General features: G+C 54.0%; 12 protein-coding genes. 9 read left to right on the forward strand and 3 right to left on the reverse strand.

Annotation, left to right across the window (positions count from 1 at the left end):
* The first annotated feature begins 682 nt into the window (after nucleotides 1-682).
* The 3 genes from ACR0C3_RS04665 (at nucleotide 683) to ACR0C3_RS04675 (ending at nucleotide 3972) form a co-directional block, all read left to right on the forward strand.
* Nucleotides 683-988, forward strand: coding sequence for an SH3 domain-containing protein (locus ACR0C3_RS04665; RefSeq protein WP_170718706.1), 306 nt, complete (start codon nucleotides 683-685; stop codon nucleotides 986-988).
* 240 nt (nucleotides 989-1228) lie between these two features.
* Nucleotides 1229-1483 carry a hypothetical protein gene (locus ACR0C3_RS04670; protein ID WP_480757391.1) on the forward strand — a complete coding sequence of 85 codons (255 nt, stop codon included), beginning with the start codon at nucleotides 1229-1231 and terminating at the stop codon, nucleotides 1481-1483.
* A gap of 575 nt (nucleotides 1484-2058) precedes the next feature.
* A complete protein-coding gene (locus ACR0C3_RS04675; protein ID WP_480757392.1) occupies nucleotides 2059-3972 on the forward strand; it encodes an adenylate/guanylate cyclase domain-containing protein in 1914 nt (637 codons plus the stop codon).
* 50 nt (nucleotides 3973-4022) lie between these two features.
* Here ACR0C3_RS04675 and ACR0C3_RS04680 read toward each other — a convergent pair whose 3' ends face one another.
* Nucleotides 4023-5657, reverse strand: a complete 1635-nt coding sequence (locus ACR0C3_RS04680; RefSeq protein ID WP_480757393.1) for a winged helix-turn-helix domain-containing tetratricopeptide repeat protein — start codon at nucleotides 5655-5657, stop codon at nucleotides 4023-4025.
* 167 nt (nucleotides 5658-5824) lie between these two features.
* Here ACR0C3_RS04680 and ACR0C3_RS04685 point away from each other — a divergent pair, with 167 nt between their 5' ends.
* The 6 genes from ACR0C3_RS04685 to ACR0C3_RS04710 all read left to right on the forward strand — a co-directional run bounded on the left by ACR0C3_RS04685 (nucleotide 5825) and on the right by ACR0C3_RS04710 (nucleotide 12897).
* Nucleotides 5825-6241, forward strand: a complete 417-nt coding sequence (locus tag ACR0C3_RS04685) for a hypothetical protein (RefSeq protein ID WP_480757394.1) — start codon at nucleotides 5825-5827, stop codon at nucleotides 6239-6241.
* A 340-nt stretch (nucleotides 6242-6581) separates the two neighbouring features.
* Entirely contained in the window at nucleotides 6582-8312 is a 1731-nt protein-coding gene (locus tag ACR0C3_RS04690) for a sensor histidine kinase (protein WP_480757395.1), read from the forward strand.
* On the forward strand, nucleotides 8309-9649 hold the full coding sequence (locus ACR0C3_RS04695) for a sigma-54-dependent transcriptional regulator (RefSeq protein ID WP_480757397.1): 1341 nt from the start codon (nucleotides 8309-8311) through the stop codon (nucleotides 9647-9649). Before ACR0C3_RS04690 ends, ACR0C3_RS04695 begins: the two co-directional genes overlap by 4 nt.
* A gap of 125 nt (nucleotides 9650-9774) precedes the next feature.
* Nucleotides 9775-10785, forward strand: coding sequence for a TRAP transporter substrate-binding protein DctP (dctP, locus tag ACR0C3_RS04700; RefSeq protein ID WP_480757399.1), 1011 nt, complete (start codon nucleotides 9775-9777; stop codon nucleotides 10783-10785).
* Between the two features lie 67 nt (nucleotides 10786-10852).
* Nucleotides 10853-11485 (forward strand): TRAP transporter small permease, encoded by a 633-nt coding sequence (locus ACR0C3_RS04705; protein WP_170555944.1) that lies wholly within the window; start codon nucleotides 10853-10855, stop codon nucleotides 11483-11485.
* A gap of 11 nt (nucleotides 11486-11496) precedes the next feature.
* Nucleotides 11497-12897, forward strand: a complete 1401-nt coding sequence (locus ACR0C3_RS04710; protein WP_480757401.1) for a TRAP transporter large permease — start codon at nucleotides 11497-11499, stop codon at nucleotides 12895-12897.
* A 197-nt stretch (nucleotides 12898-13094) separates the two neighbouring features.
* Here the strand turns inward: ACR0C3_RS04710 and ACR0C3_RS04715 are convergent, their stop codons facing one another.
* Nucleotides 13095-13547 (reverse strand): hypothetical protein, encoded by a 453-nt coding sequence (locus tag ACR0C3_RS04715; RefSeq protein ID WP_480757403.1) that lies wholly within the window; start codon nucleotides 13545-13547, stop codon nucleotides 13095-13097.
* Nucleotides 13548-13959: 412 nt separating this feature from the next.
* Nucleotides 13960-15444 carry a BCCT family transporter gene (locus ACR0C3_RS04720; RefSeq protein WP_480757404.1) on the reverse strand — a complete coding sequence of 495 codons (1485 nt, stop codon included), beginning with the start codon at nucleotides 15442-15444 and terminating at the stop codon, nucleotides 13960-13962.
* Nucleotides 15445-15614: the final 170 nt, after the last annotated feature.

A 15614-nucleotide genomic window follows, 5' to 3' on the forward strand; every position in this document is an offset into this window, starting at 1 on the left:
TCTTTCAATGGCAGGGGTCCAGCCGAAGGCAACTTTGTTTGCGTAATCTGAAACCGAGCTGCCCTCAGATTTGCTTATGCGGCGAATGATGGCGAAGCGCTTGTGAAAATGGCTCGGCCGAAGGTGGTCAGAGTCGATCATCCGTTTGGCTTACATTCACCTCTCGACCGAGGAGCGAGTACCTTCAGAAATCCCAAATCGGACGAGTATCTAGATCTTGCTTAATAATACTGACGCTAGCGCTTTGGTATGGCCAAAGGCTTACAAAACCTTGTGCCATAGGATGTTTGCTTGGCACACGGGAAAACCATTCTAAATCAACGAGAAAGGATCAACCAGAAGGCAATCGAAATCAGGCGTCTGCTTCACTACAAGTCCGGTGCCAAATAAATCCGACCAGATGACCGAATCCTCTCTTAGATCAAAGAGCCATTTGTCCGAAAATCGCTGAGGACGGACAGAACGGACGAAAAACCCAAATAGGTTATGGAAGAGTGAAGCCGAAGACTGGGTGCCAGAGGAGCACCGGCAAACCGACCAAACCTTTTGGTAACACGATCTGTCAACTAGCCTTAACAGACTCTGAATGTTGTTCAGCTTGCCAGAGTCGTTGCTGGCAGTTGTTCCGCTTGTCGATCCGGCTCGATAAGATAGGGTCTGAGGAAACAGGCAGGAATAACCAATGCGCAGCACAATCTTCATCACCCTGGTGGCATTTGTTCTCGGAGTATTTGTGACAACTGACTCTGCTATGGCGGCCTCTCTGGGGCGATACGAGGTATATGGTGTCGAAGAGGGTGACATGTTGAAGATGAGGGCTGGGCCGGGGACGGGCTATATAGTAATCGTTGGCCTTCCAAATGGAACCGCCGTGCGGGTTCACAGTTGTGAGCAAACCGGAAGCACCCGTTGGTGTCGTGTGTCGCTGGATCGCGTGCGTCAGCTCAAGGGATATGTCTCTTGGGCCTATTTGCGAAAGATATTATAATGTGACCAATCCAAAGGACGCAGTTTGTTCGCAGCTTCGACAGAAAATTATCTTCGCTGTGGGGCTAGTCGGTGACTACGTTTTTTAGTCGATTTAACCATCACATTCGCTGGATCAGTCGCGGCCCTGCTGAAAGTACGTGCTCTTGACGGGTAGAGGAGTCGGCCGCTCGTAAGCCTGTCTCTCTGATCGGATCTGACCTACGACGTTCCGCTGCTGACCTTGCCGGCGATCCGGCATATGCGGACCGGGGCGTACATGCCGCAAATGGAGTTGATGGCGGTTGCCACACGGCATAGCGTTTCGATTGGCGAGCAGTTCGACAGAGCCTATGACATGCACCGGTTCTGGACGGATGCACGGGCATTAGACGGCGTCGAAGGTTACGCTATCGCGTTTGAAGACGGCCAAAGGCTGAAAATCAATGCCTACGCCTATGTCATACGTCACAAAGCGCTTGTCGGATTGGCGCATGAAAAGAACCTGTTGGCCTGAGACGTAAAAGGTGCGCTGGGCGCTGTCTTACCGCTTTTGGCACCAGACACCGCCGTGCAGGTTCAACCCTACCATGACGATGTCATGAGGTCGGTCGATGTACACACTGGCGCGATTGATGTCTTCTTTTCGGAGCACTGGAATTTCGCTCGGAAAGAGTTCGCACTGAAGGCCAAGGCAGCGCTTGATCCGCGGTTGAGATCGGTCAATCTCCTGGCGCTGGACGGGATGCCGCCCAGTAGAAGCTTGCTGGAGATCTTCGAACGGGCATCAAGTTCTTAGAACAAAGCTCAGGCGATCCGGCCTCTGTTTGGGGTGCAGTGGCCGCTGATCAATTCGCCTGAATAAGAGTGGGGAGGGCTATGCGCAATGCCCTCGTCAGCAATGCTGGGAGCATGTGGAACGAAATCGAGGGGTCGGAAAGTTGAATTTGGTTGCGGGTGCAGAGAGTAGGAGCCGTCAAGGCAAAGCTTAAATTTAGCCTGTGCCATTGCAGCCAAATTAGTTGGATTGCCAGAAGAGCATGCACTGTCGAGATTTCGTGACATCCGTTAGACTGCTAGCGGGAGGGTCCCATGCAGCGCCGACTCGCCGCGATCATGGCTGCCGATGTCGTTGGGTATTCGTCGTTGATGGGCAGCGACGAGGCAGGGGTATTGTCCGCTCTCAAAACTCTGCGTTCAGAGGTTTTTGATCCCGCAATTGCAAGACATCACGGGCGCCTCTTCAAGGTGATGGGGGATGGTGCTCTTGTCGAGTTTGCTTCGGTTGTCGATGCCGTAAACTGTGGCGTCGAGATCCAGCGGGCAATGGCTGAGGCTGCTCCGACCCTCGCCAACGGGTCGCGGTTGCAGCTTCGGATCGGGATAAACCTCGGTGATGTCATGATCGCTGATGGGGACCTCTATGGTGACGGGGTGAACGTTGCCTCCCGCATTGAAAGTTTGGCAGACCCAGGCGGCGTCGCGGTTTCCGAGAGTGTCGCGCATCAGGCTGTGGGCAAGGTGGATGTCGGATTTGAGGATCTCGGTCTGAAAAACCTAAAGAACATCGCCGAACCAGTTCGGGTTTTCCTCGCTTTGCCCGACACAGTGCCCGCATCCAAACGGCGATCAAACAAGCTTCCATTGACGGCCGGTGCATTGGTTCTGGTTGGTCTTGGGGCTGTAAGCATATTAACGTGGTGGATCGGCTTTGATCACGAGCCGCCCGAGGCCATGACCTTTGATGAAGCCGCTCTGTTGACAGAGCCAACAGGCCCGACCGTTGCGGTTCTGCCGTTTCAAAACCTTAGCAATACGGACGCCCGCGATTTATTGGCTGTTGGCATTGGCGAAGACATCATCGTTGAGTTGGGGAGCTACCAGGACCTCAATGTACTGTCCCGCCAATCCACCCATACCGTTGAACCAGGCGAAAGTGACCCGCGCAGTATCCGGCAGAAATTCGGCGCGGACTATCTGCTGGAAGGAACTGTCCGCCAGGTTGCAGATCGTCTACGCGTGACAGCACGACTGATAGACACAAGCTCGGGGCTACAGGTCTGGTCAGGGGCGTATGACGAAAGCCTCACGACTTTAAATATTCTGGACGTTCAACTGAACATTACCGAAAAAGTAGCTTCGGCTGTGGGTGACGCGGGCGGGGCGATCAAACGCATTCACGCAGGTCATGCGCGTGCGAAGCCGCCGGAACATCTCTCGTCTTATGAATGTTCCCTGCTGCGGGTAGGTTTTCTGAACCGACGGGATATGCAAGAGCGTGTCCGCGGCTGTATCCTGCGGGTTGTCGAAGACGAACCCGAGTATTGGCGCGGGTGGGCGCAATTGACCGAGGCACTGCTGACGGATGTGAAGCTGTTTACCGGGCTGTATCCAGGAACACAGGATGAGAAAATCCAACGCGCGGAAGAGGCGGCGCGGAACGCGGTGTCGTTGAACCCGTATTCTGCGCGCGCTCATTTCCTTCTGGCGCTTGTGCTTCAGATTCAGCGCGATCTTGACGGGTTCTTCTCGTCCGCCGAAACCGCGCTGGCATTGGGAACCGATCGGTATCTGCAAGGGCAAATTGGCTATGAATTCATATGGTCCGGGCGTCTGGATTTGGGGGCTGCGCTTGTCGAAAATGCAATCGCGCTAGACCCAAATGCAGCAGACCCAAACTGGTATCAGGCGCTAGCCGAGTATCATTTCCTGAACGGGGATTATGAAACAGCGCTGAGCACTTATCGCAAGGGGGCACAGCCGGACATTTGGTGGTCGGTCTCAATCGAAGTCGCAATTCTGGCTGAACTGGGTCCGCGCGACGCCGCCATTGCCGCACGGGACAGGCTGAACAAAATCCGTCCGGGGATAAAAATTGCTGACATTGTCTGGATGTATCGGCGCTTTGCGCGCCCGGATGAACACATCCTGCCTTTCGTAGAAGCCTACAGGGCGGTGGACATGCCCGAGGGACGGTTTGCCCCGCTTCAGGATAGTGCAGGCTGAGCGACAGGGCGCGGTAAGGCATTGGGCGGAGCCAAGTCTGGCACCGAATCTTATTCGGGCACGCCCGCCTTTTGCAAACTTGCCAACCAGATCCGCCGGTTTTCTGGATGGTTCTTCGATCCTGCGAATTGCCTGCGCATCGCTGAGATTGACAGTTTGGGGTTAATCTCAAGCGCATCGTTAACAGCCTCTTGGGCATCGTCTTGTCTGCCCATCTCGGCAAGGGTGGCGGCGCTCAACAGGTGATGAAACAGTCGCCAAGTATTGCTTGTTGCCACCGTGCCCAACTGCCGGGCAGCGTCCAACGCCTCTTCGTAGCGCTCCAGGTGAAAAAGGATATGACCCTGGTAAAAGTACATGTTTTGCAGCATCGGATCGCGTGGACTTAGCCGGATTGCCATCTCTATCTCGGGCAGGGCGTGGTCCTGCATGCGGAACCAGTCATAGGTATGCGCCAATTCCAGCCGTATACGCGCATCATTGGGATTGAGCGCGACAGCGCGTTCGAGATTTGCGATGGCTGGATCGGCCTCTCCGGTAAAGCGGTAAATATAACCAAGCGCCGCATGTGCTTGCGCGTCCTGATCGTCCAGTTCAATTGCCCGTTTCGCCGCCTCAGTCGCGGCAATCAACGTGTCTTGAGGGTTATCTGACCATTGAAAGAAGAATATCGTTCCCAGCGCGCGGGCCAACAGGCTGTGTGCTGCCGCGAATTCCGGATCGGCTGCGATGGCGGACTGCGCAAACGTCACCGCGTCCTGCTGGGCCTCTTGCGAAAACACGGCCTGCCGCGCCCGACCGCGTAAATACAGGTCCCATGCACCCATGTCCTCGGTCGGTTTTTCCTGCGATCGTTCTTCGCCGGACTGATATATTTCAGGCAACAACTGACCCGCGATGGCTCGACTGATCTCGTCCTGAACGTCAAAGACATCCGTTACTTGACGATCAAAAACCTCGGCCCAGATGGTTTCGGCGCTGTCGACATCAATGAGTTCTCCGCTGATGCGCATCTGACCATCGGCGCGGCGGACACTTCCGCGAACCACATAGCCAACCCCAAGGTCGCGCGCGACTTCGATCGGGGTTGCCTGATCCTTCGCGTAAGAGAACATCGTCGCGCTGGACACAACGAAGAGTTCCCGGTTCCGCGACAGATGCGCGATCAGGTCGTCGGTTAGACCATCGACAAAATACTGTCCCGTTCTTTCGTCCCCGATATTGTCAAACTGCACAACGGCCAAAGAGGGTTTCCCGGTGTCCGGCAATCGCTGCCGGTCAGCAAATATGGAGAGCGACAGCATAGCGATTGCTAAGGCCAACAGAACACCCGCAACTAGAAAGCCGCGTTTGGGCGCCTTGGCAACACGCTCAGGCGGGTCATCCGATGCAACCGGGGCCACAAATTGGAATCCCCGCTTTGGAAAGGTCTTGATGTAGTCTGAGCTTGCCGCAGTATCACCCAAGGCTTTGCGAACGGACCGAATGCGCGTGTTCAGCGCGGCATCCGTAATCGCTGCGCCGCCCCAAATCTCGTCAATGATCTCTTGCTTGCCAACAATCCTGTCTCGATTCCTGACAAGAAATTCCAGCAGTTGAAGGGCCTGAGGTTCCAAAGCAACCGGTTCGCCACTGCGGTTCAATCCCTGTGTCGGATCAAGTTGGAACTCTAAGAAACGGTACATACTGAAACCTACACTCCGCCATGTCCTTGGCTCAACGAAGTTTGCGGATTGTCAGATGAATGTCAGAAAAAATCAGCTTCCGATCAAGCACGGCGCGTTCTCCGGGCGTAGCGTTTTTCGGGGGTTCGCGCTCCGTAGCATCCCCTAAAGCAACAAGGAGACATGATATGGCACAACTAAAAACACTTTGCATGACGGCCGCGTTCGCTCTGGCGGGCAGCACTGCGCTCGCTGAAACGGAACTTGAGGCGGCATTGAATAGCGGCGCCGATCGCCTCAACGCCGATCAGATCGCAGAGCTATTGATCGGAAATACTGTCACCGCCACGGCCGGAAAGAAGAGATTTCGCTTTTTCTATGACCCGAACAATGTCGTGAGCGGCGAGCTTACGAACGGTGGCTGGAGCGGTGCCGGCACATTTGCTATCACCGATACAGATAAGGTTTGTGTTTCCATGGCCGCTGACAATGGGCGCTATCGCTGTATGACAGTGCTGCGTGTCGGGGACTCAATCCAGAAGTTCAACGCCGATGGAAAGAGAACTTTCGAGCTGCACAGCTTTGTACCGTCTACCGGCCTCTGAGTATTGGTTTCAAATTGGTTCTGACCCTGGACCTGCCATTTTTCTGATTGAGGAAAAATAGCAGCCGCAAGTATCGTGGGCCTATTCTCCAAGCGCAATGAATGCCCGCATTCAACGGATATGGTTTATCATAGTTCGAACACCTTAAGCGTCAGCTTTGGGCCTAACGCTGCTTGCGGAGTGCAAATATTTGTTTCGGCAGGTTTGCCCATTGCTTTGCGTTCTCAAACCATTCGGTCATTCTTGCTAGGACTGAGCATCCCAATGTCCGATTAGAACTCTTGGGATGGACGGCTAAAACCTACTGTGATCCTATGCTGTCGCAGTTCATGGGCAGTCAATGCGATCAGCTTCTTATATTTTAGGTATTGTAGTAGCCATTGCCGCCAGCATTGGCCTCTATTTGGTTTCTTACCAGTACTTCGTTTCGGAGGAGCTTTCGAAAGCTCAGGGCCGGCTCTCTCTCTACCAAAGCTCGGTGAACAGCGAACTCGAACGATTTTCCCACCTTACATATGTGCTGTCACAAGACTCCTTTGTAATTGGAACAGCCGAAGGCGATGGCACCGGAACCTTAAACCGACGCCTCGAGGATTTTGCAGAGCAGGCCGGTCTGGATGCGATCTACCTGATGGACGAAGACGGGATCACGATTTCCGCATCGAACTACCGCGACAAAGGGAGCTTTGTTGGCCAAAACTACGCTTTCCGCCCGTATTTCCAAAGCGCCATTTCCGGGGAACAAGGCCGTTTTTATGCCATTGGGGCAACAACTGGTCTGCCAGGATACTTCATCGCCAACACAGTGCTTAACGACCGAGGAGCTTCAACTGGTGTCATAGCGATTAAGATCGATTTCTCTGATCTTCAGGACAGTTGGAAAAACTCGGGTGAACAGGTTCTTTTGGCAAATGAAGACGGCGTCGTTCTGCTTTCTTCGAACGCGGATTGGCAATATCGCGCATTGACACAATTGTCGGAACCACAGCGAGAGCGAATTCGAAATGCCAGGCAGTTTCCGGGGCAAGACTTGGATGCGTTGGATTGGGTCGAGTTGCCGGGAGATCAGGCCAGAATTGCGGGGACGAAGCGCTTGCATCTTGCAGCTACGGATTTGCCTCATGGCTGGTCGCTTCACTACTTTGCGAGTGACGATCAGGCCGTAGCGCGCAGTTGGCTTGTAACTGCAATTTTTGTCCTTTTGGCGGGGCTCACGTTTATCTTCTTCCAGATACAACGCGCGAGACGCGTAAGCGCGGCCTTGGCGCTGTCCGAAGAAGAAGAAGCAAAACTGCGCGAGGCGAATGAAAGGCTTGCAATCGAAATCGACGACCGCAAGACAGCCGAGCGGAGCCTCAAACGCACCCAGGGCGAGTTGGAGCGCGCAAGCCGACTGGCGGCCCTAGGACAACTCTCCGCGTCTGTCACGCATGAGCTGGGCCAGCCCATCGCTGCGATGCGCAATCACTTGGTTGCAGCAGAGATCTCATCTCCCGGTGAAGTCAAGCTACCGCAAAAAATCGGAAGCCTTGTAGACAGGATGGAAGGGATCACGCGCCAATTGCGGTTCTTTGCACGGTCAGAGAATGAGGCGTTCGAAGACGTAGACTTATGTACTTCGGTCAATGCCGCTTTGGCTCTGGTCGCGCCAAACATCGAGCAGGGCAGGGTGAAAATCTCAGTTGATGCGCCGACCGTTCCGGTCTTCATCCGGGGCAGTGCCCTGCGGATCGAACAGGTCATCACCAATCTTTTGCGCAATGCCATAGATGCAACAGATGAAGCGGATGCGTCTGAAATCCAAATCTCTATCACGGCTTCTGATGATGAGGCAGTGTTGGAAATTCAGGACAACGGTCACGGATTGGGCGAGGCAACGCTGGCTGAGTTGCAAGAGCCATTTGTAACCACAAAAGAGAGCGGGCGAGGCATGGGCTTAGGACTGGCGATTTCCACCAGCATTGTCAAAGATCACGATGGCACAATGACGGCCAGAAACCGCGATGGCGGAGGAACAATTTTCCGCGTCACCTTCCCGATGGCCTCAAATACTGAAGAAATGAACGAATGACCCAGCAGCAACCTTTCAAAGTTCTGGTCGTTGATGATGACAAATCGATGCGACAATCGCTTGTCGAGTTGCTTGAAGCTGCTGACTGGACTGTTAGCGCCCTGTCGCGTGCGACCCAGGTGACGGAGTATCTGGCCAACGCCTCGCCCGATGTCATTCTGTCCGATGTGCGAATGCCGGGTATGTCGGGGCTTGAATTACTGGCCAGTTTGGACAGGCATGTGGCGCCTCCGGTGGTTTTGATTTCGGCACATGGTGATATCCCGATGGCGGTTCAGGCCATACAGGAAGGCGCGTACGGGTTTATCGAAAAGCCATATGAACCTCGGCGATTGTTGACGGTGCTGAGGCATGCGGCTGAACAAAACCGAATGCGGAAAAGCAATGCCCGCCTCAAAGACAGGCTGTTCAAACTGTCAGGCCTTGACCGTATCCTTCTGGGCCAAACGGACGCCATTACAGACTTGCGACAAGACGTACTTGATCTTGCCGATACATCGGTTGCGGTTTTGTTGCAGGGGGATACCGGCACCGGGAAAGAGCTGGTTGCCCATGCTTTACATGATTTGGGCCGCGCGCCGGAGGCGCCGTTTCTGGCGTTGAATTGCGCTGCATTGTCGGCCGATACGTTTGAAGCGGAAATGTTCGGCGTCGCGGGTGAATCCGACGGAAGGCTTGTGGCGGCATCGGGTGGGACCTTGTTTCTGGACGAAATCTGCTCGTGCCCACCAGCGGTGCAAGCCAAGCTACTGAGGGTCATCGAAGATCAACAGGTGCTGCCGGTGGGGGCTGTGTCGCCGGTGCCGCTAAGTTTCAGGGTCGTGTCAGCAACCAACGAAGACGTTGTACTGGCCGCCGAGGAAGGCCGCCTGCGTCAGGACCTATTGTTTCGACTAAACACTGTCGTCCTGTCCTTGCCACCACTACGACAAAGACGGGACGATCTGGTTCTGCTGACAACTCATTTCTTGAGCGAATACGCGCAGGTTTATGAGATTGACGCGCCAGAGCTTGATCAAGACGATTTGGCCGCTCTGCTTGCGCATGACTGGCCCGGTAATGTGCGTGAATTGCGCCATGTCTGCGAACGGCGTATTTTGGCGGCCCGACGCGGAGGAGGGTCGATGGCGCAGGCTATACACAGCGATCAACACTTTGACGAAGTACCGGATACGCTGCGCGAAGCGGTTGCTGCTTTTGAGCGCGAGCTCATTGGCAAAGCCATCAAGGCACATAAAGGCCGCATGGATGCCGCCGCCGAAGCGCTAGGGATTGGCCGCCGGACGCTTAATGAAAAGATCGTCAAACTAGGTCTCGATAAAGAGGCGCTGTTGTAAGCGAAACCACTCTGCGGATATCCGCAGGGGAACAGTGATTTCTCGCGCGTTTTCCTTCATAGGCAGGCTGCTGCGCATTCTGAATACTCCACCCTAGCGAATTGCGTGATCTGGGAGGAGCCATTATGCGCAAACATCTTAACCGGGCGGCTATTGCGGCCCTGTCACTGACCGTTGCATCCGAAGCACTGGCTGTCGAATGGAACGTTTCCCTGTGGGGCAAGCGCCGTGCCTTTACCGAACACGTCGAGAAACTTGCCGAATTGGTGAGCGAAAAGACGGGCGGAGAGTTCACACTCAACATCAGCTATGGCGGCCTGTCGAAGAACAAAGAAAACCTCGATGGGATTTCGATTGGTGCGTTTGAAATGGCCCAGTTCTGTGCTGGTTATCACCGCGACAAGAACCCCTCGATCACCGTCTTGGAACTGCCGTTTCTGGGCGTGACATCCCTTGAACAAGAAGTCGATCTGTCGATGGCCGTTTATCAACATCCGGCCGTTGTGGAGGATCTGGCCCGCTGGGACGCGACTTTGCTGATGCCGTCGCCGCTGCCACAGTACAACCTTGTAGGTGTCGGTGAAGCGCCGAAATCTCTAACCGATTTTGAAGGTCTGAGCGTAAGGGCGACCGGCGGCATCGGTAAAGCGATGGAGACGGTTGGGGCGGTTCCGACATCAATGTCTGCATCCGAAGTGCGCCAGGCAATGGACAGCGGCATCGTTAAGGCTGTCAGCTTTGCGCCACACGCGCATATGTCCTTCGGCACCATTGAAAATGGTAAGTGGTGGACGACGAACCTAAACCCCGGCACCGTCAACTGCCCTGTCGTGGTTAACACGCTGGCGCTGGAAGATCTATCTGACGAACACCGCAACGCTCTGCTGGGGTCGGTGGAAGAGGCACTGGATCACTACGTGAGCCACTACCAGACAAAAACGATGGAAGCGTGGGGCCCAGAGTTGGATCAACGCGGCATCGAACGGGTTACTTTCAGCGATGAAGAAATCGCAGCGTTCAAAGAAGCCGCTGCCGCCCCCGCGGCCGAGGCCTGGATTGCAGAAAACACCGAGCGCGGCCTGCCAGCACAAGAGCTTTATGACCTTGTGACTGGCAAGATCGCAAACGGCAGCTAATCCACTCACAGCCCGGCGTCGGCCAAGCCGGCGTCGGGTACCTTTTCCCTGACAGCGGAGTACAAAGATGGCCGGGTCATCCCAGGTGCTGTCTGACGACAGCCGTCTCAGCATTCTCGATCAACGCCTCTATAAACTGGAGAGCTTTCTGGCTCTGATCAGCGGTCTTGCAGTGTTCTCGCTGATGGTCATGGCCGTGGTTTCCGTTGGTGGCCGGAATTTCGCCAATGCGCCGCTTCCCGGTTACGTGGACTGGATCGAGCAGGCCATGCCGTTGATCGCCTTCATGGGGATTTCTTATGCGCAGCGTGATGGCGGTCATATCCGAATGGACATGGTGGTTGGAGCGCTCAAAGGCCGGACGCTCTATATCGTTGAGTTCATCACGACCGCTGTCATTCTGGCGCTGATCGTCTTGCTGATCTGGGGGAGCTGGGCGCATTTCGCACGCAGCTTTGACTTTGGTGCTCCACTCTGGAGCCGCGACAGCTCCATCGACATCGGTATCCCGCTATGGCCGGCCAAGCTGTTGGCACCCGTCGCCTTTAGCGTGCTTTGCCTAAGGCTTGCTCTACAGCTTTGGGCCTACGGTCGTGCAATCCGTCACCCCGATCAGGCACCGATTGCCGTCCCGCTAATTGCCGATGCAGCGACCCAAGCTGCAATGGAAGCCGAGCACGTCTCGGGCCATGACAACTGAGGTTAAATCTGATGGAACCCATTGATATTGGCCTGATTGTCTCGGGCGGTATGCTTGTTCTTGTGGTGCTAGGGATGCGCGTGGCCTTCGCCGCCGCGACAGCTGGCATGGTCGGTCTGATCTGGATCTTCTGGGCCAAGTTTGGGTATGACCCGGCGCGGTTCGGTAAGGCTGTGACTGTGGCCGTCAAAACAGCGGGGCAGGTGCCGCACTCCAAGATTTCAAGCCAGGCGTTGAGCCTTATCCCAACCTTCATCCTGATTGGTTACCTTGCCTATTACGCGGGCCTCACCAAAGCCTTGTTCGAAGCCGCGAAGCGTTGGCTGGCATGGGTTCCCGGCGGGCTGGCTGTCTCGACAGTTTTTGCGACTGCTGGGTTCGCTGCGGTTTCCGGGGCCTCGGTCGCCACTTCCGCTGTGTTCGCGCGTATCGCCATCCCCGAGATGTTGAAGGTCGGCTACGACAAGCGTTTTGCTGCAGGTGTCGTCGCTGCAGGCGGTACACTCGCCTCGCTGATTCCACCTTCGGCCATTCTGGTCATCTATGCGATTATCGTCGAGCAAGACGTGGGCAAACTGCTGTTGGCCGGATTCATCCCGGGCATGTTCTCGGCTGTGATTTATGGCTTGCTGATCGTTGGCATGGCCGTCGTGATCAAAGGATTTGGTCCCGCAGTCACCGGTTTCACATGGAAAGAACGTTTCCTCTCATTGCCGCCTGCATTGCCCATCTTGATTGTTGTCGTCACCATCATCTTCTTTGTCTACAACCCGTTCGGCGGCGACGCCTGGGGTACGCCAACCGAAGGCGGCGCAATTGGAGCATTTGTGGTGTTCCTGATGGCGCTGTATCGGGGCATGCGCTGGTCCGAACTTAAAGACGCGCTTTTAGAAACCGCCAAGCTGAGCGTCATGATTTTCACGATCATCTGGGGCGTTTTGGTTTACGTTCGTTTTCTTGGTTTTGCCGAACTGCCAAGTGCGTTCTCCGACTGGATTACGTCGCTTGAGATGTCTCCGATGCTTATCCTGATCTGTATTCTTCTAGCTTATGCAGTGCTGGGTATGTTCATGGACGCGATAGGTATGCTGCTGCTGACGTTGCCGGTCGTTTACCCTGCTGTCATGGCGTTGAATGGGGGTGAGACCGTAAGCGCAGCCGAGAGTACCTTCGGTATGTCCGGGCCCATGTGTGCCATCTGGTTTGGCATTCTGGTTGTCAAAATGGCCGAGTTTTGCCTGATCACCCCACCTATCGGGCTGAATTGCTTTGTGGTGGCTGGTGTGCGGGATGACCTAAGCGTGCAGGATGTCTTTAAGGGTGTAACGCCTTTCTTTCTGGCGGACGCTGCGACAATCGCGATGCTCGTTGCCTTCCCTGCGATTGTTCTATGGCTTCCAGGACAGGTCTGAACCACATGGGATGGTTTTGGAGTGCGGTTCGCCGGTGCGGTTAAGACTTGCATTAATCAGCTGCGTGTAAGAATTCATGACACTTATTCAATGTCCGGTTTTGGCCATCCTCGCCGGGACGGTTAGCGCCATGGTCTATCTATGCTGCGGGTGACCAAATGACGGGAGAGAGCCCGAAGGAGGCCAAGCTAGTTGCGTCAGTCCAGCCAGTGAAAAAGCGCATCGAACAACTTACATTCACCATCGCTTAGATTTGTTTCAATCTCTATTTCTGATGAGATTGGTTGCATTATTTCAGCAGACCTCAATCGGATCATGCCGTGCTCCGACAACTTCTGCTCCACTGTGACACTAAGTGCCTTAACCGCACGAGATTCGAATTTGTCCACCATGTCAGCATTTGGGAGATAAGTAGATGCAGACAAGCTAGTCCAGCACTTCTCTGCCTGTCCCAAGACATACAACGGCGCATACTGATTGAGCAGAACAAAAAGGCCGGCAAATGCGTAGCCTTCATCATTTGGGTTTCCGGCTCCGAATTGCGCGTCGTCCTTGTAGAACCAGGCATCCAGAAACGAGGCATATCCGCAGCCATAAGCGTCGAATTCGTTCCGGATGCCAATCCTAGTTCCACGCAAATGTCGGAGCACATTCTCTCGTAAAAGGAATCAGAACTTTGCGCCAAATTCCATGGCGGATTAGGCCATTCAATTCCTTCATGAACAAATGCACGGATGGTCTCTTCGCTTTTTAAGTCGACGGTGCTCATGGAGTTGTTTGAAGCAGGGCGCGTAATTTTGTGCAAGTCGAACTGACGTAGTTTCAAGCAATGTCCGCTTTGTCCGCACTGCCGCCACTGAGCCAGCTAGGAAAGCCTCAACAATCGACACAGTGCGCTAAATGTCTGCTATGAGGCCCAAACAGTCAGTTCCTTAGAGTGCCGACTCCAGACGAGAGTCGCTTCAAAAAGTGATTTCTAAACGCGATGAAGCGCGAGCCAAATCAAAAAACCAATATACAAAAAAACAGATACGTTCAAAACCGTATCGACGATCGAACCTGTCATTTGGTGACCTCTTTTGAAAGCGACTTGAGGAGACAGACCACAAGAATTGGCACGATGAATACAAACGCAATTGCCGAGAGTGCGATAATAGATCTGACAAGTGAAACATCGTTTACGAGGATCATGGCTAGGCCCAAAGCGCCGAGAACTATCCCCCAGATGGTTCGAACGCTCGGCGAGGGGTTTTCGTCTCCGCCTGTTCCAATCATTGCAAGTGTGAAGCCTGCGCTCACGACGCTCGTAACAACAAAGAGGAAAGCGGCAGTGATCGTTGCGATCTGCGTGACAAACTTTAATGGAAACTGTTGCAGGAGCGCGAATGTCGTCGCATCAAGGCTCTTTTCGTTGACCTCAAGAAGTTGACCGCTGCCATCCAAAACATCAAAAAAACCTACACCGCCAAGCACACCAAACCAGAAAATCGAAAAAAGAGTGGGCGCAATTATGACCCCGGCCAGAAACTCGCGTATTGAGCGCCCGCGCGAAATGCGTGCAATGAAAATGCCGACAAATGGAGACCACGCAAGCCACCAGATCATGTAGTTCAGCGTCCAGTCCTGAAACCAGGTGGAAATGCTCTGATCAAAAAATTCTGTTGTCGAAAAACCGGCAGGTATGACGTTGTAAACATAACGTCCAAAACCCGAGACGATCGAATTCATCACAAAAGACGTGGGACCGGCGACAAGCAAGAAAACCAAAAGACTGATCGCAATCGCCATGGCCAAATTGGACAATTTTGACATTCCTTCTCCTAGATCACGTCTCAGAGGAATAAGGAAAGCAACGCACATGGAGGCAAAAATAATTGCTGTCAGATAAGGAGAATTTGGTATTCCAAGAACCCCTGCCAGCCCTGTTTGAATTTGAAACACACCCATGGCCAACGAACCCGCTAGGCCAACGGCTATGGCGACGACAGATAAGAAATCGAACAACCAAGCCAATCCGCGGGTCCATGTTTTCTCTCCGTACACGTCCAGCAAAGGAGCGCTTAGAAGCAACGAGCGCTCACGTCTAAACGCAAAATAGGCAACTATCAGTGCTACGACACCGTAGATGGCCCAGGCGTGGAACCCCCAGTTCAAATAGGTGACGAACATGGCGAGCCTTGCGGCTTCTGGATCGGAAGAAAAATCGCGTATTACCGAAAAGTGGGTGAGCGGCTCTGATACGCCAAAAAACAGCAGGCCTACACCCATACCTGCCGCGAACAGCATTGCAATCCAAGCTGTAGTCGAAAACTCGGGCTCTGAACCTTCCGGTCCAATTCGGATTGAGCCGTACTTGGAAACTGCGAGATAAATTGCCAGTAACAAAAGTGCGCTGGCTTCCAGCATAATGAACCAGCCCCGGCTTTCGAACTGGATGGTGACAATTCTTGAGGAGACGGAACCTAAGCCATGCGGGTCGACAACACCCCATAGTGCAATACAGCTGCTGACGAAGAGAGCCGAAATCAAAAGCGCATTGACTTTCATAAATTACCCAATCGAAGAAGAATGGCTTCGCTTAACCGTAGCAGCGATCATCCAGCTCTAATAGCTGGAAACTTTTCTTTCCGGATTGGAACAGATAGCCGTTTTGTCCCGCTTCACAGTCGTTCGATTCATGTAGACCAGCCAATTCCATTAGATGCCTGTTTTTGGGT

It is taken from the genome of Ruegeria sp. CK3, assembly GCF_056536565.1.